This is a genomic window from Snodgrassella alvi, from assembly GCF_002777855.1.
In the GTDB taxonomy this organism is placed as follows: domain Bacteria; phylum Pseudomonadota; class Gammaproteobacteria; order Burkholderiales; family Neisseriaceae; genus Snodgrassella; species Snodgrassella alvi_E.
In genome coordinates, this window is the sequence record NZ_MEIK01000034.1 from 299,209 (window position 1) to 316,707 (window position 17,499).

Sequence of the window (17,499 nt, forward strand, 5' to 3'; positions counted from 1 at the left end):
CTGCTGCTAGGGTTATAGCCATGAAGCGTCTATTGTGCTTTATCGGCTAAAGAGGTTATCAACGAATGCTGTATTGTTTTATACATAGGAATCTGCGTAATGGAACAGTTGGAATTTTTTGTTATTCCGAGCCCCTGTCGCGGCGTATGTGAAAGTAATCATAAAGGCTATTGCAAAGGTTGCCTGCGCAGTAGGGATGAGCGTCTGTATTGGTTAAAGTTTTCTGATAGGCAGAAGCAGCAGGTACTGCGTTTATGTCAATTGCGCCGGCGTAAGCTTGAACAATTGTTGCAGCAGTCACGACAAATTGGTGAAGACAAGGACAGTTTAATAGAAAAATTATGGATACAGGCGGATTTTGATTTTTAAAATTCTGAATAAGCTGTTAATCTGCGCTAAATTTTGTTTTAGGGGAAAAAATGCATTTTCTGATTATCAGTATCTTATGTAGTGTGGCTGTATCCGTATTGCTGAAAGTAGCACGTAGAAATGGAGTGGTTATTGCTCAGGCGGTAGCAGTGGGTTATCCAGTAGCCGCTTTATGCAGTTGGTTGTTTCTGCACCCACAGTTGTCAGACTGGCAAGTCTATGCCCACCACTGGATAATTTTTCTTGCACTGGGTATCGGGCTGCCACTTGGCTTTATTGTGTTGGGCAAAGCCATTGAGCAGGCCGGTATGGTTAAAACAGATGCGGCACAGCGCCTTTCGTTATTTTTACCTATCCTGGCAGCTTTTATATGGTTTGGTGAAAGCCTGAGTAATAATAAAATAATTGGGATTGCACTAGCTCTGATGGCTTTGTTGGCGTTACTTTATCGCGAAAAATCTACTAAAAGTAAGCAAAAGGGTGGATTTTTCAGTACCGCAGGCTGTCTTTTTGGGGTGTGGCTGTGTTATGGCACAACAGATATTTTATTTAAGCAGATGGCTAAAAGCGGCACAGCTTTTGCTCCTACTTTGCTGATAGCATTTATTTTGGCTGCTGTGCTGATTATAGGCTATTTGCTTTTACGCCGAACGGTCTGGAATGCAGCCAGTATTCTGGCCGGTTTACTACTGGGCTGTCTGAATTTTGCTAATATTTTGTTTTATATTCGTGCTCATCAGCAGTTTCAGCAGAACCCGTCACTGGTATTTGCTGGCATGAATCTAGGTGTGATTACGCTAGCTACAGTAATTGGTGCTTTGATATTTAAAGAAAAAATTAATGGCTTGAATCTAGCGGGTATTGTGCTGGCCATAGCTGCTATCTGGTTTCTGTTTTACGGCAGCAGTCTCCATTCAATTTTGCCAGGTATGTAAAATAAAAGCTGTTCTGGTGATCTAGAACAGCTTTTTTATGCTTTAGCTGGCATTGCTTAGCTGCGCCAGCTGCTGAGCCTGATGCTCGGCTATCAGTGCCTGTGTCAATTCGCTTAAATCACCGTCCATAATAAAATCAAGTTTATGTAAAGTAAGATTTATGCGATGGTCTGTGACCCGTCCCTGAGGGTAATTGTACGTGCGTATGCGCTCACTGCGGTCACCACTGCCAATCAGACTTTTGCGCTCGGCCGCTTCTTTGGCATGAGCTGCATGTTTCTGCTGTTCGTATAAGCGTGAAGCTAGTACCTTCATTGCCTGTGCTTTATTCGCATGTTGTGAACGGCCATCCTGACATTCTACTACCATACCGGTGGGTAGATGGGTGATACGTACGGCCGAATCGGTTTTATTGATATGCTGTCCGCCGGCGCCGGATGCACGGAAAGTATCAATACGCAAATCATTCGGATTCAATTGTACTTCCGCAACTTCGTCAGCTTCGGGCATGATGGCTATGGTGCAGGCTGAAGTATGTATTCTGCCTTGACTTTCAGTAGTCGGTACACGTTGTACTCGATGTCCGCCTGATTCGAATTTGAGCTGGCTGTATACATTCATGCCGGCAATACGTGCAATCACTTCCTTATATCCGCCCAAGTCGCTTTCACTGGCTGATACAATTTCTACCTGCCAGCCCATACGTTCGGCAAAACGGGTATACATGCGCATCAAATCACCTGCAAACAAAGCTGCTTCATCACCGCCGGTACCGGCACGGATTTCGATAAATATATTCTTATCGTCGTCTTCATCTTTGGGCAAAAGCAATTTTTGCAGTTCACTATCTAACTGAGCAATCTGATTGCGCGCATGATTAATTTCTTCTGCTGCAAATTCTTTTAATTCTGGGTCTGTCAGCATTTCTTCAGCAGCTGTCAGATCAGTTTGCGCTTGTGTGTACTGGCGGTATGTATCTACCACGGGCGTGAGTTCTGCATGTTCACGAGTGAGGCGACGATATTCGTCTATATTGTTGGTAACATCAGGAGAAGCCAGCAATGCGGTTACTTCCTCCAGACGTTCTGTCAGGTGCTGTAACTTTTCTATCAATGAAGGTTTCATCTGGAATCCCGTAATTATTTAAACTTTTAATCAATTGAAATTTTTGGTGAGTACTACTGCAAACCTATTGCTGAATTACATTTACTGCTGTAAATGTGAGTCATTCAGGTGATAAATCAAACTAATGGCCTTTGCCAGCTCAGGATGTTGCTGGCTGTCTTTATTCAGTGCACGAGTAGGTGCATGCAGGAGAGTATTGGTAAGTTCATGGCTCAGACGTTGCAATACTTCTTCAACTGCTGTGCCATTACGCAAGCGGCGCATAGCCTTAGCTACCACTTTGCAGCGCTGTTCTTCGCCTTGGCTACGCAAAGCGCAAATCAAGGGTACGCTGCTGCGTGTCTGCTGCCAGGCGATAAATTCTGCCACTTTGGAGGCCACCATTTTTTCTGCAGCTGCGGCAGCTTGCTGTCGGGCAGCCTGTCCATGCTGCACAATACTGACCATATCGTCCACAGTATATAGATAAGCATCGTTGAGCTCACCGGCTTCTGTTTCGATGTCACGCGGCACAGCTAAATCAAGCAGAAATACAGGCATACCGCGCCGTAATTTAAGTGCACGCTCGACCAAACCTTTGCCAATGACCGGAAACGGGCTGGCAGTGGAGGACACCACCACATCATATTCAGGCAGGATATCAGGTAAGTCCGTCAGAATACGGGCATTGGCACCGTTATTTAATTTGCTGCACAACTCCTGGGCTCTGGTTAGCGTGCGATTAAGTACCGTAAGGCGTCGAGGATGCTCGGCAGCAAAATAGGTAGCCACTAGCTCAATCATTTCACCGGCACCCACCATTAATACATTCAACGCGGCAATATCAGGAAATATCTGTGCAGCCATTTTCACCGCTGCCGCCGCCATGGACACTGAATTTTCACCAACGGCACTTTCATTACGAATCTCTTTGGCTGCTGCAAAGGTTTTTTCAAATAATGCATTCAGGTGCTGGTGTAAAGTATGTTGACAGCGTGCTATGCGCACCGCTTCTTTAAGCTGTCCCAGAATCTGTGGTTCACCCAGTACCATGGAATCCAGACCGCAGGCTACCCGAAAAGCATGCTGTATGGCCTGCACATCGTGCAGTCTGTACAGATAAGGTGCGAATTCTGTGAATGGTAACTGATGATAACTGGCCAACCACTGTATGGCAGCATCAGCATCTCCAATACAATAGATTTCGGTGCGATTACAGGTGGACAAAATCATCGCTTCAGCAATATTTGTCTGACAGCCGAGTGAACAAAGTGCTTCTGACAGTACAGCCGCCGGAAAGGCCAGACGTTCGCGCACTGAAACAGGAGCGGTTTGGTGATTAAGTCCGATAACGGTTAAAGACATGTTGCCTGAAGTTATTTGCGTTTACCCGCTGCGGCGGGTAGGATAATTGCCAAGCAGACTTTATATTACGATTAAATATAAAGCTGTTAAAGTGCTCAATTATACGCTATTAGTACCGAAAAATCAGCAAGACGGTCTGGCACTGCTATCATCATTTTTGCGTGTATAAATTTATACTATGAATAATCTGGATTTGCATGACATACGTCAGGATTACAGCCAACAGTCACTTAGTGAAGCCGATTGTTGTGCTCATCCACTAGAACAGTTTCAAAAGTGGCTAACAGAAGCCATACATGCCAAAGTGAATGAGCCTACTGCGATGAATGTGGCTACAGTGGATCAACATGGCCGTCCCAATGCGCGCGTCGTATTATTAAAAGAAGTGACCGAAAAGGGCTTTGTTTTCTTTACCAATTATCATAGCCGTAAGGGTCGTGCTTTAAGCCAGCACCCCTATGCTGCACTGACTTTTTTTTGGCCAGAGCTGGAACGCCAGGTGCGGGTAGAGGGTGTAGTACTGCAGCTAGCTGCTGAAGATTCTGATGCTTATTTCCGTTCCCGTCCCTACAGCAGCCGTATCGGAGCTTGGGCAAGTGAGCAAAGTTCGGTTATCAGTAGTAAAGCGGTGTTGATGACTCGTGCAGCTACGTTTGGAGCAAAATACTTGTTGAACGTACCACGTCCTCCGCATTGGGGTGGGTATCTGGTCGAGCCTGAGCTTGTGGAGTTTTGGCAGGGAAGACCTAGCCGTCTGCATGACCGTGTTCAGTATCTGCAAGAAAAAGGCTTATGGATTAAGCAGCGATTGGCACCTTAGCATTTGCTGACGTTTTTTCTAGTTAGTACTATTGGTCACGGTTCATTTTGTTTGCGAAAGTTGTAGCCAGCGGGCTGTCGCTCAGAACTTTCCGCTGAATAAATTCTTCAGCCATCGTTTTAAGTTGAAAACGATCTGTATTTTGATTTTCTGTAATCATTAGTGGTTCAGCAAAATCCACTTTTACTGTAATTTCAGGTATCGAAACGATGTTCCACAGACTGCGCAGCAAACTGGTTTTACCGGCAAAGGCTACTTTAGTTGTGCGTTTGGCCTGAGTATCGTAATAACGTATGGCAACAGACATTACGGGTCGATTTGCATCAATGGCGGCTTGAAATAGAGCAGCTTTAAAAGGTAAGGTAGTCAAGCCTTCAGAGGTGTAGGCTTCGGGAAAAAAGAGCACATTTCTGCCTTGCAGCAAAGCTTCTTTGATAGCTTTAATTACTGGGCTAATATCCTGCCGTGACAGCCTATTAATGTAGACGGTACCACCATTAGTAGCAAGTTTGCCCAATATAGGCCACGACTGAATACTTTGTTTGGCAATATACCCGCCTGGTATATAGGCCATCAGCACAAATATATCTAACCAACTCACATGATTAGCCACAGTCAGCCACGGCATACTGGCTGTATTTGGTAGAGGTTGTTGCGGTTCTAACTTAATATGAAGTATGTTGAGCAAATTTCTTCCAATGGAAACTAGTTCTCCATTGCGTTCTGTTGCACTGAGTTGCTCAAAATTATTAACCCGTCTGATGGTTTGTCGTAGCCACAATGCCAATTTAAAAATACGTTTATAGCGGGTAAAAAAAGAAGTAGATTTTAATGATGTCATTGTTATTTATCGTTATTTTTGGCAATGAGGGCAATAAAAACTGCTACGTTGCCCCAATACCATTTTCTCAATCGGGTGGCCGCATTGTAAACACGGTTCTCCAGCTCGTCCGTATACATAATGTTGTAACTGAAAATAGCCACTATTACCAGCACTGTTTACAAAATCGCGCAGCGTACTCCCACCAGCAGTAATTGCTTCCTCCAATATTTGCTTGATAGCTATAGTCAGTGCATTAACCTGAATTTTGTTTAAGCTCATGGCAGCGGCTGCAGGATGAATTCCAGAGCGAAATAGTGCCTCATTGGCGTAAATATTGCCTACTCCCACCACCGTATGATTATCCATAATTGCCAGTTTAATCGCTCGCTTTTGTTTAGCCAGTTTTTGCTGCAAATATTCTTCATTAAATTTTTCACTTAGAGGTTCTGGTCCTAAATTAGCCAATAGAGGATGTTGTTCAATCATGCCAACAAACCACAAAACCGCTCCAAAGCGTCTGGGATCATGAAAGCGTAGCAAAGTGCCATTAGTAAACATAATATCCAGATGGTCATGTTTTTTCACTGCTGGCGCGCTGGAGTCAGTAAAAATACGCAGGCTTCCAGACATACCTAAATGAATAATTAAGGTTCCTGAAACTAATCCAACTAACAGATATTTTGCCCGCCGTTTCACCGAAACAACTATTTCCCCCTCAAGTTGCGCACTCAGATTCTCCATCACCGGCCAACGCAACCGTGGCTGTCGCACTTCAACACGGTCAATAGTCTGATTCACAATATAAGGCGCAATTCCTCGCAGAGTGGTTTCAACTTCAGGAAGTTCTGGCATAATTTAATGATAAAATTCAGAATAAAATCGACACAATATCATCATGAAAATAAATTTGAAAGTATATATCTTTGACTTGAGCAGTATGATAAAACTGGTAGATGTATGCGCAGCCAAAATTGTCTGTGGTAAAGTAGCAAATTACTTTACCGCAATGAAAAATAGTTATTAAGCGGGCAATGGCTGGTTCTCAAGATTGTCTGCATAACATAAATGAAAAGACATCTGATTTAGCTGAATAAATCGAAACTGCCTATACCGTAATAGAATTGTTATTAGTTTAAAATCAGTCTATACAACAACTGATCAGCATATTTGGAGAAGTTTAATGCCTCGTTGGATTCATCGCCTTACCCCGATTGTTATGAGCTTAATCGCCATCAGTGCGGCTAATGCGGGCAATACTCAAGAACGGCCGACATCAATACCATCGATTCAAACCAGAATAGAGCGGGTAAACCAAATTACTTCACCCGATGATGCTGAATCACTACAAAGGCGTCTTACTATTTCTAGCCGTGCTAATGACATCTTCACCCTCTTTGCTAGCGAGCTAATTTATTCGCAGGGAAAAAGCGATATCGCATTGGCAACAGACATGCGTATGCTCGAACATACACAGGAGCCTGAAGTAGCTGAACGTGCTATGGAAATGGCTCTTGGAACCAATAAAATAGCCGAAGCGCAAGCTATTGCTGAGCGCTGGAAGCAAATTGAACCAAATGAAACTCCTGCTAGACAGCGCCTGTTGTGGGAGCTGGCATTGGCCAAAAACGATTTCCCGCAAGTTGTCAAAAACACAGACGCCGTTTTATCTCATGCCAACGATTACCAGCTGCGTCGCCTGTTTTTAAAACTGGCACAATTTCGCTTGAACCACTTGAATGCCTCGGATGAACTGAATGCACCAATCCACAAAACCGCAGTATTACATCCTGAGATGGCCGAAGCTATGATTGCTGATGCCATCTATGGGGTAACCGGTGCACATGAAGAGCAGACCATCAAAGCATTACAGGCACTGGTGCGTTTAGATAGTGATATTTTTCCGGCCAGCCAGCTCACTCTAAACTTAATAAATATTAAACAGCCACAATATCTGCTGGATTTCTATCAGCAAACCGGTGTAGATAGTATGCCTTCTAAATGGCAAAGTCTATATATAGAATTATTGATTAAAAATAACAAATTGCAGCAAGCCTATCAGACCCTGCAACCTTTGCTGGCCAGAAGCAAAAGTGCCGATCTTTATTTGCAGGCTGCATTCCTCGCCGTTAGCCAGAAAGCGGACACAGCTACCATTGCTTCTTATGCTGAAAAAATAGCTGAACTGGGTAACCGCAATCAGCGCAGTAAAGCGGCAATCATGGTAGCTATGCGCTATTATGATGAACACAACCTAGCAGCATCACGTTCATGGGTGGCAAAAGCTGATGATCCCCAATTTGCTTTTGATCAAGCGCTTATGATGTGTTCACTCGAAGCGGAAGAAAAACACTGGTCAGCTGCACAGAAATGGTTGAACAAAGCTCAGGCAAGCAAAAATCCAGGGATTTTCTTCAGCGCGACCGATTTATTACGACTACAAACATTCGTTAACAGCTCTTCACTCACCAGCCGACAGTACGAACAATATCTGAATAAAATGCTGGTCAAAGCAGAGCAGGGGAATTCAAAAGAGCGCACAGAAAATGTGCCACCTTTATTACTTCTGCGTGGCTTGTTATACGCAGATAAACTTAACGAGCCAGCCAAAGCCGTTGCCGATATGCGCCGTTTTGTACAAATGCGGCCAGATCAAGTAGATGGCCTGAATGCGTTAGGCTATACCTTACTGAGTTTGCCGAAAGAAAACTGGCACGAAGCTCAGGTACTGCTTGAGCGCGCTTACGCCTTAAGTAGTCAGTCTCCTGCTGTCAACGATAGTCTGGGCTGGGCGTATTATTTAAATGGTAATGCTCAGAAAGGCTTGCCTTTGCTTGAGTATGCCTATCAGCAGCAGCCGGAAAGTGAAGTGGCTGCCCATTTGGGCGAAGTATACTGGCATCTGGGCAGAGAATCAGATGCTCGTCGAATATGGTCTCAAGGCTGGCTTAAGCCTAAAAGCGACCGTAAAATACTGAGTCAGATTCTAAATAAACATGGTATCAAGCCAGACAGCCTACCGCTAAATACAGCAAAAAAAGAAGCATCACAGTCAAATGTGGATTTTCATCTGCAACAAGCCAGTGCTTTATATTCTAATGACGAACGTACATCTGCCGCATTTATCGACAACATCAACAAAGTAATGCAGACAGGAAATGCAATTCAGCGCAGTGAAGCAGCATATATGGCAGCCTCACGCTATTTTTCTGAAAAAAATCTTCCTGCTACACGTGAATGGCTAAGTAAAGTTACCGATAATAAATTTGCCACTGATAAAGCATATCTGATGGGTATGCTTGAAGTGGAACAAAATAATTTGTCTGCAGCTCAGCAGTGGCTTCAGCGCATGAATCAGAGTAAACAACCGCTGTATTTTGAAGGCGTATTCTTACCACAGGCTCTATCCATATACATTGATTCTAAAACGCTTGAACCTAAAGCATATGTGCGTAAACTGACTCAGCAACTAGAAGAGGCACAGAAAAAGGCCATCGTTACAAAAAACAATCTGCCGGTAGTGCTTATACTCTATTTCCGCGGAATAACTTATGCAGAAAAACTTGATCAGCCAAAAAAAGCAATCAAGGATTTTCGTGCCTATACCGAATTGAAACCGGATGATGCAGAAGGCTACAACGCATTAGGCTATACCATGCTGAGTATGTCAAAACGTCATTGGGCTGAGGCGTTAACCATTCTGCAACATGCCTATCAGATTGAACCTGAATCTTACGCTATTCAAGATAGTTTGGGCTGGGCGTATTACCTTAATGGTGATTCCAAAAAAGCCTTACCTTTGCTGCGTACAGCCTATGGCAATACAAAAGAAAGTGCCATTGCTGCTCATTTGGGAGAAGTTCTATGGCAAATGGGTGAGCAGGAGCAGGCAAAGCAGGTTTGGGCACAAGGCCTGACTTATCAGGATTCTGACCAAAAAGATTTACAGCAGACCTTAAAAAAATTTGCTGTCAATCCAGCCAGCCTGTCTGACAAAGCAACATCAGAAAAGACAGAGCAAAGTAAATAAACCTTAATCAGACTATTAATTACATGAGTCTGAAAACCGGATTTTAATTGAACTTTTTAAGAAGCTACCGCAATGGCAATATATGCGGTAGCAATTGATGAACAGGCAGACTGTATCCAGAATATCAACTTAGTAATCAAACCATATTGATATATAAACGATACTAGGAACCAGAACGGAATATTATGTATTCATTGCTGCGCAAACCGTGTCTTCAGCTATCAGCAGCCGTTATAAGCTTAGCTTTAAGCGCCTGTAGCAGCATGGCACCAGAGAAAATTACCTCTACCTCAGACTGGCAGGCAGGTCACGAACAGACATTATCCGGATTTGATAGTTCAGGCCGGCTTGCCATCAAAGATCAGGGCAAAGGAACCTATGCCAACTTCAGTTGGCAGAATTTAGGTTTAGTACAAACCATCGAAGTAAAAACACCTCTGGGCAATAGCGTAGGGGTTTTATGTCAGGACAGCGACGGCGTTATTGCTGAAGACAGCAAAGGTCAAGTTTTTTCTGCCAGCAGCATTGAAGAATTAAGCCAACGTATGCTTGGATTTGTACTACCCTTTGATCATCTCAACCAATGGGTACAAGGGTACTGGATTGAGAATGAACCCTACCAGCTACTACCCGACGGCAAACTCAAACAGTCTGGCTGGATTATTCAGCGTCAGCCGCAAATAAATAGCCGTAGTCCCCATATTGTAGAGCTGAATAATGCACGTTTTGATATCAGGTTAGTTTTTGATGAATATACTGATACTCCAAGCCAGTCATCAGCCAAATGTGAATTACGGCATAAACCATCCTGAACGCAGGAATTAGCATAATATGGATAATTTTCAGCCAGCGGCTGATGCCAGCCATTTTTTGGTACCCGCCAAACTGAATCTAGATTTACGCATTATCGGTCGCCGTGCAGACGGCTATCATTTGCTTGAAACCATTTTCACCTTAATAGCACTGTATGACCACATCTGGCTTAGAAAAAACACCAATGGCAGCATAACCATGCATACGCCCGTAACTGGTGTCGAACCGCAGCAGGATTTATGTGTACGTGCTGCACAATTGCTGCGCAGCCATACCGGCACAGAGCAAGGAGCAGACATTTGGCTAAACAAAAAGATTCCCATAGGTGGAGGACTGGGAGGGGGTAGCGCTGATGCGGCAGTGGTGTTAATGGCACTCAATCGCTTGTGGCAACTGAATCTAACCACAGACCAGTTACTACATTTGGGCGTACAACTAGGTGCTGATGTGCCATTTTTTATTTTCGGACAGAATGCTTTCGCACGCGGTATTGGTGAAGACTTGGTACCTATATGCTTGCCAAAACAATGGTATGTGATTATCAAGCCACCAGTGCATATCAGTACAGCGAAAATTTTTGCACATAAAGACTTGACACGAAATTCCAAGCCACGCATAATGCCAGACTTCCAAGCAGGACAGCACTGGCGCAATGATATGCAGAGCGTTGTTTTAGCTGAGTATCCAGCGGTAAGGGAAGCATTTGAAGCTTTGGCTGAGTATGGTTCACCCATGATGAGTGGTTCTGGAGCATGTGTGTTTTTGTCATTTGATTCTGAAAGTGCCGCTCAAGCTGTTTACAATAAAGTTTCTGACGCGCATCAGGCGTATTGTGTTGCTTCCCTGACGAGGCATCCGTTTTATCAATGATGTGTGTTGTTGGGGAGTCGTCAAGTGGTTAAGACACTGGGTTTTGATCCCAGTATGCGTAGGTTCGAATCCTACCTCCCCAGCCAGTTGTTAATATAAACACTGGGGAGTCGTCAAGTGGTTAAGACACTGGGTTTTGATCCCAGTATGCGTAGGTTCGAATCCTACCTCCCCAGCCACACTTGGAATAATATAGTAGTAAACCATTTTGGGGAGTCGTCAAGTGGTTAAGACCCCGGATTCTGATTCCGGTATGCGTAGGTTCGAATCCTACCTCCCCAGCCAAATTAAGATAAGCGTGTAAGGTCTACTTACACGCTTATTTAATGTTTAAATGACAAACCATTGAGTAAAAGCATGATTACACCGCCAAAAGTGGTATAATCTACTGCTTGCATAGTCTGGTTGATGCAAAACAGGCATCGATTAGACGCAACAAAATTGCATCAAGGAATAAACGTTTATAATTTAGTGGTAGACAAACCGGTTAAAGGATTGCATAACACAGTATAGGTTCAGTTACCGTGATAGGGATATGGTTGTTTATCATGCTGCTATCTGCAATGACTAATATTCGCTGATGAAACCTGATTTACACCTGATACTGCAGCAAACCATTACATACCGGCAAATATTTTCAAAAGAAGTGGTGATTACTTTTAAATTAGAGGTAACGAGAAAGCATAATAGCTGATAGAGTAAGTAAAATTGCTTGATCTGAAAATTATGCCCTACTTATTTGATGACAAAGCACCTGTATTTTAGGTGCGAAGAAAGCCATAGATTAATGTTTAATCTACCTCACACAAACCAAAGCAAACCAAAACAGGATTCAGGTACAACAGAAATGGCAGCATACGACAGTTTGATGGTGTTTACCGGCAACGCGAACCCAGAGCTGGCTAACAACGTAGCCAGACATTTGGACATTTCATTGGGAAGAGCCTCTGTAGGAAAGTTTTCAGATGGCGAAATCGCAGTTGAATTACTGGAAAATGTACGTGGGCGCGATGTATTTATCGTACAGTCCACCTGTGCGCCAACTAATGACAACCTGATGGAAATCCTTACCATGGCTGATGCACTCAAACGTGCCTCTGCTGGCCGAATTACCGCTGCCATTCCTTATTTTGGCTATGCTCGTCAGGATCGTCGTCCACGTTCAGTGCGGGTACCGATTTCAGCCAAATTGGTAGCTAATATGCTGTATTCTGCAGGTATCGATCGCGTGCTCACCGTGGACTTGCATGCCGATCAGATTCAGGGTTTTTTTGATATACCAGTTGACAATATCTATGCTACCCCGATTCTGGTGCATGATATTGAAAAACAGCGCATTGATAATCTCACTGTAGTCAGCCCTGATATCGGCGGAGTAGTTCGTGCGCGCGCTGTGGCCAAAACTTTGGGTACTGACTTAGCTATTATTGATAAACGTCGTCCCAAAGCTAATGTAGCAGAAGTCATGAATGTGATTGGTGAAATCCAGAATCGTACCTGTCTGATTATTGACGATATGATTGATACGGCCAATACCTTGTGTAAGGCAGCTTCTGCACTAAAAGAACGTGGTGCCGAACGCGTATTGGCCTATGCTACACATCCGGTATTTTCTGGTGAAGCCATTGAGCGTATAGCATCATCAGAAATCGATCAGGTGGTGGTAACCGATACCATTCCATTATCCGTAGCTGCTCAGAATTGTGAACGAATTCGTCAGGTAAGCATTTCAGGCTTATTGGCTGAAACAGTACGTCGTATTAGCAACGAAGAATCCGTGTCATATCTCTTTAACGAAGATGTGGCCATACCGGGAGCGATGTTTCTCCCTTAATCCCCCAGATGTCGTCTTAAGCTGGTCGCGGCCGATGACGGCATGATTAACCTTGGAGTAGTTATGTCTTACGAAATTAAAGCAGAAATCCGTGAAGCTCAGGGCACTGGTGCGAGCCGCCGCCTGCGTCGCGAAGGTAAAGTACCAGCTGTATTGTACGGTGAAGGCACCGAGCCGGTAGCCATTACTGTAGATCACCGCACCTTATGGTATGCTCTAGAAAAAGAAGCTTTCCATACTGCCATTATCAAGCTGGACGTAAATGGTAAGGCCTACGACGTTATCGTACGTGATTTCCAAATGCATCCCTTTAAACAACAGGTACAACATATCGATTTTCAGGCTGTTGATGCCAATAAAGCCATCAATATCCGCGTACCACTACACCTGCTGAACGCTGCTATTTCTCCAGCAGAAAAATTGCAGAGTGGCCGTGTCTCTCTACTGGCTACCAGTGTAGAAGTAAATGCTTTGCCGAAAAATATTCCTGCAGTGCTGGAACTGGATGTCGCTACTATTAGTGCTGGTGAAATCCGCCATTTGTCTGATTTGGTGTTACCGGAAGGCGTAACTTGCGTTGCTCTGAGTCGTAAAGAAAATCTGGCCATTGCTTCAGCCACTGGTAAAAACAAATAAGTTGTTAAGAATTCAATCTGTTGAATCTTAATATCTATAAAAAGCCTAAATCTGTTGAGACAGACTTAGGCTTTTTCTTTATTATTCTTATTCTAATCAATGTATTCCTGACAGAATAAAAATGCCCGATGATTTTGTATTATCAAAAGTTCAAACCAATATCATTGGCCTTAAAAAATTTACTTTTAAGAGTTAGATACAAAATATTCTGTGATAAATTGAAGCATTAAAATTATCCATCTTTTCTATTATCTAGTATTGGTAATAAAAAAACCAAGAAACCATTAAATATAGAAAGTTTGAACATATAATATAAAAGCTTCCATAGATTCAACAATAGAAGCTCTATCATAAATGCAATATCAACTAAACTGCTTTTCAGCTAAGAATAATTATTTAAAAAATAAAAGGATAAGAGATAAAGTTAAAATTAGGTTTTTTTGCTGCCGAATTGTCTACGTGTACGTTTTTCAGACTTTGAATGCTGGCTTTTGCCTAAATTTAGTTTGTTTGTCTTTTGCTTTTTATTAGTTACTTTTTGTGTCTTTCCAGAAGAAGAGACATTCAGTTTATTCTGAATTTTCTGGGCACTATTTTTCTGGCGTCGCCTACCGCTATTGGCACTGATTAATACCAAATCAATTCGGCTGGTATCGAGATCGGCTCGTGCTACTTTTACGGTAACCTTATCGCCCAGTTTGAATCGAATACCGCTACGTTCTCCAATAATGGCCATTAATTCTGGATGAAAATTGAAATAATCCTCACCCAAATCACTGATATGGATCATACCGTCAATATAGACATTATCTAACGTAACAAACAATCCAAAATTGGCCATGCCGGAAATTGTACCGGAAAATACCTCTCCAATTTTGTCACGCATATAGTAAGTTTTAAGCCAGTTTTCAACATCACGGCTCGCATTATCAGCTTTACGCTCAGCCAAAGAGCAATGTACTCCAAGCTCAGTCCATGATTTTGGCTGATACTGCTGATGCTGTAAAACAGCCTTGATGGCACGATGTACAGTCAGATCGGGATAGCGCCGAATAGGAGAAGTAAAATGAGTATAAGCAGGATATGCCAAACCAAAATGGCCAATATTTTGAGGCTCATATACTGCCTGCTGCATTGAGCGTAATAGCATCACACCGATAACATTGCGATCCGCTCTGTCTTTAATTTTTTCGCTCAGCTCAGCATAATCCTTAGGTGTTGGGTGATCGCCACCATTCAGACTCAAGCCAAGCAATGCCAGTTGTTCTCGCAATGTATTTAAACGCTCACTGGTTGGACCAGCGTGATTACGATACAGGGTAGGGTGCTTGTGCTGTTTGAGAAATTCTGCGGCGCAAACATTTGCTGCCAGCATACATTCCTCAATCAGCCGATGAGCCTCATTGCGCTCAACTGGGACAATTCGTTCAATTTTACCCTGCTGATTAAAAACCATCTGCGTTTCAATACTTTCAAATTCTACAGCACCACGTTGCAGACGTTTTTTCAATAATATCTTATACAGCCGATATAAATTCATTACATGCGATTTAAGCGGATCGTCAAACTGATCATTACTAATCCAGTCCCAAGCCTGCGTATATGTTAGGCGCGCATGAGAACGCATAACAGCTGGATAAAACTCATAACTTTTTATATTGCCCGCATAAGTGATAACCATATCGCAGACTAGACACAAACGCTCAACATTAGGGTTAAGTGAACATATTCCGTTTGAAAGATTTTCAGGTAACATGGGAATGACACGGCGCGGGAAATAAACACTGGTCGCGCGCTCCTGAGCATCACGGTCTATTGCATCATCGGGCTGAACATAATGGCTGACATCAGCAATTGCAACCAGAAGCCTATAGTTACGTCCAATTTTTTCAGCATATACAGCATCATCAAAATCTCGGGCGGTTTCACCGTCAATCGTGATTAAAGGCAACTCGCGCAAATCAACTCGGTTTTTTCGCTCAGTAGGCTTCACGTGATCGGGTATTTTAGCTGCCTGCGTCAGACATTCTGAGCTGAATTGGTAAGGTAAATGATGTTTGCGGACAGCAATTTCAATTTCCATTCCGCTGTCTGCATAATCCCCCAAAATTTCTATTACCCGCGCCACAGCAGCCTGTGTCGCGTTAGGATAAGATTCAATTCTGGCTACCAACACTTGTCCAGTTCTCGCTTTACCCAATGAATCAGGCTGGAGCACAATACTGGCTCCTAATCGCTTGTCTTCTGGCACCAGCATTGCGACACCATGCTCTATAGTCAGGCGGCCGACTACGTCTCGATTGGCACGCTCTATCACATCCAATACTTGACCTTCACGCCGACCGCGTCTATCTGTGCCTGCTGGTCGTACCGTAACAATGTCACCGTTCATCAACCCACGCATCTGGCGGGTATAGAGTACAAAGTCACCGCCATCACCTGGATTTAAAGGTACTGCAAAACCAAAATCATCCTTGTGAACTTCCACTCGGCATTTTACTAAAGCCAGCTTATTAGCGACACAGACGGCACCGCGACGATTAATTAAAATTTGTCCGTCACGTGCCATAGCAGTCAGGCGGCGTTCAAAAAATTCTTTTTCATCCTCAGTAATTGTGAGTTTTTGTACCAGCTCATTGATTTTGACAGGAATGCCGATTTTTTCCAAAACGGCAATTATCCACTCACGGCTGGGTAAAGGATTAGAATATCTCTGTAATTCTCGTTCTAAATAAGGGTCTTGATGGCGTAAATCTGATTTTTTTTTCATATAGTATTGACAATCTCTTTAGAGAATATATAATGCATTTCCTCAGCTAAAGACATACTTTAACTGAAAGTTGCAATATATGCAAAAGCCCAGGTGGCGGAATTGGTAGACGCGCATGGTTCAGGTCCATGTGCCAGCAATGGTGTGGAAGTTCGAGTCTTCTCCTGGGCACCAGAATTCTGCAAAAAAGATATCCAAATTATTGGATATCTTTTTTTTATGTCTCGATATTCGATTATTTTGCTGGGTACGTAACCTAATGATGCTGTAGTCTGATTCTGATATTATTTACGTTGAAATATTCTAATTGCGATTTAAAATAATCAATAGTATTACTGTGTTAATTTATTTGGTTACAAAAAAACGAAGTAGCATGAAACATATATCCTAATAAAGTACAAAATTGTTTATGAAACAATTATTTCAGATTATAAAAAACTTTTAACAGAGATACCCAATTTTTATTTAAAGCGTATTAAATAAAAAATAATAAGCTTCACGATAACCAGCTAATGTAGAAAAATAAAAAATTTACCGGCTACGATGAATGCAATACGGATTTGAAGTACTATATTTTTACAATTTATATTTTAATTAAGCATTCGATACAGATAATTAATTAAGTGTCTTGGAATTTTGTAGGTATTATCAAGCTGAACAAACTACCCTATGATAATCAATCTCAGCCAATCCATAAAGATAATACTCTTGACAATTGCTCTTGAGAATATATAATGCACAACTTCTCTGATGTGACTCACAGCGCTTAGTGTTGTGAAAGAAGCCCAGGTGGCGGAATTGGTAGACGCGCATGGTTCAGGTCCATGTGCCAGCAATGGTGTGGAAGTTCGAGTCTTCTCCTGGGCACCAGAATTCCAAAAAAAAAGATATCCAAGCGATTGGATATCTTTTTTTTAACTATTTAGTAATAAATAAAATTTTGGGCACATTGATTGCCTTATCTATTAATCAATGAGTATATGCAGATTCAGATTAAAGTAAAATAGGGTGATAAATCGAATATTCAATGATTAATTAAAATAGTCTCTGATGTGATATGCCCAGTAACCGATTCCAATAATTTTTTCCTTGCAAAATAATATTTATTAAGTTTGATAAAATTAAAACAATAC

Annotated in this window: 13 protein-coding genes and 5 tRNA genes; 13 read left to right on the forward strand and 5 right to left on the reverse strand. The window is 42.7% G+C overall.

The genetic code is table 11. The annotated features are described in order from the left end of the window. Nucleotides 1-99 precede the first annotated feature (99 nt). Together BHC43_RS07135 and BHC43_RS07140 are read left to right on the forward strand one after the other, a co-directional pair. Nucleotides 100-369 carry a DUF1289 domain-containing protein gene (locus BHC43_RS07135; RefSeq protein ID WP_100152486.1) on the forward strand — a complete coding sequence of 90 codons (270 nt, stop codon included), beginning with the start codon at nt 100-102 and terminating at the stop codon, nt 367-369. A 50-nt stretch (nt 370-419) separates the two neighbouring features. Continuing rightward, on the forward strand, nt 420-1,304 hold the full coding sequence (locus tag BHC43_RS07140) for a DMT family transporter (protein WP_100152487.1): 885 nt from the start codon (nt 420-422) through the stop codon (nt 1,302-1,304). A gap of 42 nt (nt 1,305-1,346) precedes the next feature. Here BHC43_RS07140 and prfA read toward each other — a convergent pair whose 3' ends face one another. Both prfA and hemA read right to left on the reverse strand, forming a co-directional pair. Continuing rightward, nucleotides 1,347-2,429 (reverse strand): peptide chain release factor 1, encoded by a 1,083-nt coding sequence (gene prfA / locus BHC43_RS07145; RefSeq protein WP_100156929.1) that lies wholly within the window; start codon nt 2,427-2,429, stop codon nt 1,347-1,349. A gap of 81 nt (nt 2,430-2,510) precedes the next feature. Further along, on the reverse strand, nt 2,511-3,773 hold the full coding sequence (gene hemA, locus BHC43_RS07150; RefSeq protein ID WP_100156930.1) for a glutamyl-tRNA reductase: 1,263 nt from the start codon (nt 3,771-3,773) through the stop codon (nt 2,511-2,513). 187 nt (nt 3,774-3,960) lie between these two features. Here hemA and pdxH point away from each other — a divergent pair, with 187 nt between their 5' ends. Then, nucleotides 3,961-4,593, forward strand: coding sequence for a pyridoxamine 5'-phosphate oxidase (gene pdxH / locus BHC43_RS07155; RefSeq protein ID WP_100157082.1), 633 nt, complete (start codon nt 3,961-3,963; stop codon nt 4,591-4,593). A 28-nt stretch (nt 4,594-4,621) separates the two neighbouring features. Here pdxH and BHC43_RS07160 read toward each other — a convergent pair whose 3' ends face one another. Then, a complete protein-coding gene (locus BHC43_RS07160) occupies nt 4,622-5,434 on the reverse strand; it encodes a lysophospholipid acyltransferase family protein (RefSeq protein ID WP_100156931.1) in 813 nt (270 codons plus the stop codon). 12 nt (nt 5,435-5,446) lie between these two features. Beyond that, nucleotides 5,447-6,268 carry a bifunctional DNA-formamidopyrimidine glycosylase/DNA-(apurinic or apyrimidinic site) lyase gene (gene mutM / locus BHC43_RS07165; protein WP_100156932.1) on the reverse strand — a complete coding sequence of 274 codons (822 nt, stop codon included), beginning with the start codon at nt 6,266-6,268 and terminating at the stop codon, nt 5,447-5,449. Between the two features lie 328 nt (nt 6,269-6,596). On the opposite strand from mutM, the gene BHC43_RS07170 reads away from it, so the two are divergent. The 8 genes from BHC43_RS07170 (at nt 6,597) to BHC43_RS07205 (ending at nt 13,596) form a co-directional block, all read left to right on the forward strand. Then, nucleotides 6,597-9,443: a tetratricopeptide repeat protein gene (locus BHC43_RS07170; protein WP_100156933.1), complete on the forward strand. Its 2,847-nt coding sequence runs from the start codon at nt 6,597-6,599 to the stop codon at nt 9,441-9,443. A gap of 185 nt (nt 9,444-9,628) precedes the next feature. Next, nucleotides 9,629-10,255 (forward strand): lipoprotein insertase outer membrane protein LolB, encoded by a 627-nt coding sequence (lolB, locus tag BHC43_RS07175; RefSeq protein ID WP_100140114.1) that lies wholly within the window; start codon nt 9,629-9,631, stop codon nt 10,253-10,255. Nucleotides 10,256-10,274: 19 nt separating this feature from the next. Continuing rightward, a complete protein-coding gene (ispE, locus tag BHC43_RS07180; protein WP_100140115.1) occupies nt 10,275-11,126 on the forward strand; it encodes a 4-(cytidine 5'-diphospho)-2-C-methyl-D-erythritol kinase in 852 nt (283 codons plus the stop codon). Between the two features lie 10 nt (nt 11,127-11,136). Next, nucleotides 11,137-11,212: transfer RNA gene (locus BHC43_RS07185), tRNA-Gln, on the forward strand. A gap of 17 nt (nt 11,213-11,229) precedes the next feature. Continuing rightward, a tRNA-Gln gene (locus BHC43_RS07190) sits at nt 11,230-11,305 on the forward strand. 30 nt (nt 11,306-11,335) lie between these two features. Further along, nucleotides 11,336-11,411 (forward strand) — tRNA-Gln (locus BHC43_RS07195). A gap of 562 nt (nt 11,412-11,973) precedes the next feature. Then, complete coding sequence (locus BHC43_RS07200; RefSeq protein ID WP_100140241.1) at nt 11,974-12,960, forward strand: ribose-phosphate pyrophosphokinase; 987 nt, start codon at nt 11,974-11,976, stop codon at nt 12,958-12,960. Between the two features lie 63 nt (nt 12,961-13,023). Next, complete coding sequence (locus BHC43_RS07205; RefSeq protein ID WP_100140116.1) at nt 13,024-13,596, forward strand: 50S ribosomal protein L25/general stress protein Ctc; 573 nt, start codon at nt 13,024-13,026, stop codon at nt 13,594-13,596. 430 nt (nt 13,597-14,026) lie between these two features. Here BHC43_RS07205 and rnr read toward each other — a convergent pair whose 3' ends face one another. Beyond that, a complete protein-coding gene (gene rnr, locus BHC43_RS07210) occupies nt 14,027-16,366 on the reverse strand; it encodes a ribonuclease R (protein WP_100156934.1) in 2,340 nt (779 codons plus the stop codon). A gap of 87 nt (nt 16,367-16,453) precedes the next feature. Here rnr and BHC43_RS07215 point away from each other — a divergent pair. Together BHC43_RS07215 and BHC43_RS07220 are read left to right on the forward strand one after the other, a co-directional pair. Continuing rightward, nucleotides 16,454-16,540, forward strand: a tRNA-Leu gene (locus tag BHC43_RS07215). A 609-nt stretch (nt 16,541-17,149) separates the two neighbouring features. Further along, a tRNA-Leu gene (locus BHC43_RS07220) sits at nt 17,150-17,236 on the forward strand. Nucleotides 17,237-17,499: the final 263 nt, after the last annotated feature.

Excerpts from the sequence above, each read along its gene's own strand:
- BHC43_RS07140 (WP_100152487.1), top strand. The coding sequence starts at position 420 with ATGCATTTTCTGATTATCAGTATCTTATGTAGTGTGGCTGTATCCGTA.
- BHC43_RS07205 (WP_100140116.1), top strand. The coding sequence starts at position 13,024 with ATGTCTTACGAAATTAAAGCAGAAATCCGTGAAGCTCAGGGCACTGGT.
- BHC43_RS07200 (WP_100140241.1), top strand. The coding sequence starts at position 11,974 with ATGGCAGCATACGACAGTTTGATGGTGTTTACCGGCAACGCGAACCCA.
- ispE (WP_100140115.1), top strand. The coding sequence starts at position 10,275 with ATGGATAATTTTCAGCCAGCGGCTGATGCCAGCCATTTTTTGGTACCC.
- lolB (WP_100140114.1), top strand. The coding sequence starts at position 9,629 with ATGTATTCATTGCTGCGCAAACCGTGTCTTCAGCTATCAGCAGCCGTT.
- rnr (WP_100156934.1), bottom strand. The coding sequence starts at position 16,366 with ATGAAAAAAAAATCAGATTTACGCCATCAAGACCCTTATTTAGAACGA.
- mutM (WP_100156932.1), bottom strand. The coding sequence starts at position 6,268 with ATGCCAGAACTTCCTGAAGTTGAAACCACTCTGCGAGGAATTGCGCCT.
- BHC43_RS07170 (WP_100156933.1), top strand. The coding sequence starts at position 6,597 with ATGCCTCGTTGGATTCATCGCCTTACCCCGATTGTTATGAGCTTAATC.
- BHC43_RS07135 (WP_100152486.1), top strand. The coding sequence starts at position 100 with ATGGAACAGTTGGAATTTTTTGTTATTCCGAGCCCCTGTCGCGGCGTA.
- prfA (WP_100156929.1), bottom strand. The coding sequence starts at position 2,429 with ATGAAACCTTCATTGATAGAAAAGTTACAGCACCTGACAGAACGTCTG.
- BHC43_RS07160 (WP_100156931.1), bottom strand. The coding sequence starts at position 5,434 with ATGACATCATTAAAATCTACTTCTTTTTTTACCCGCTATAAACGTATT.
- hemA (WP_100156930.1), bottom strand. The coding sequence starts at position 3,773 with ATGTCTTTAACCGTTATCGGACTTAATCACCAAACCGCTCCTGTTTCA.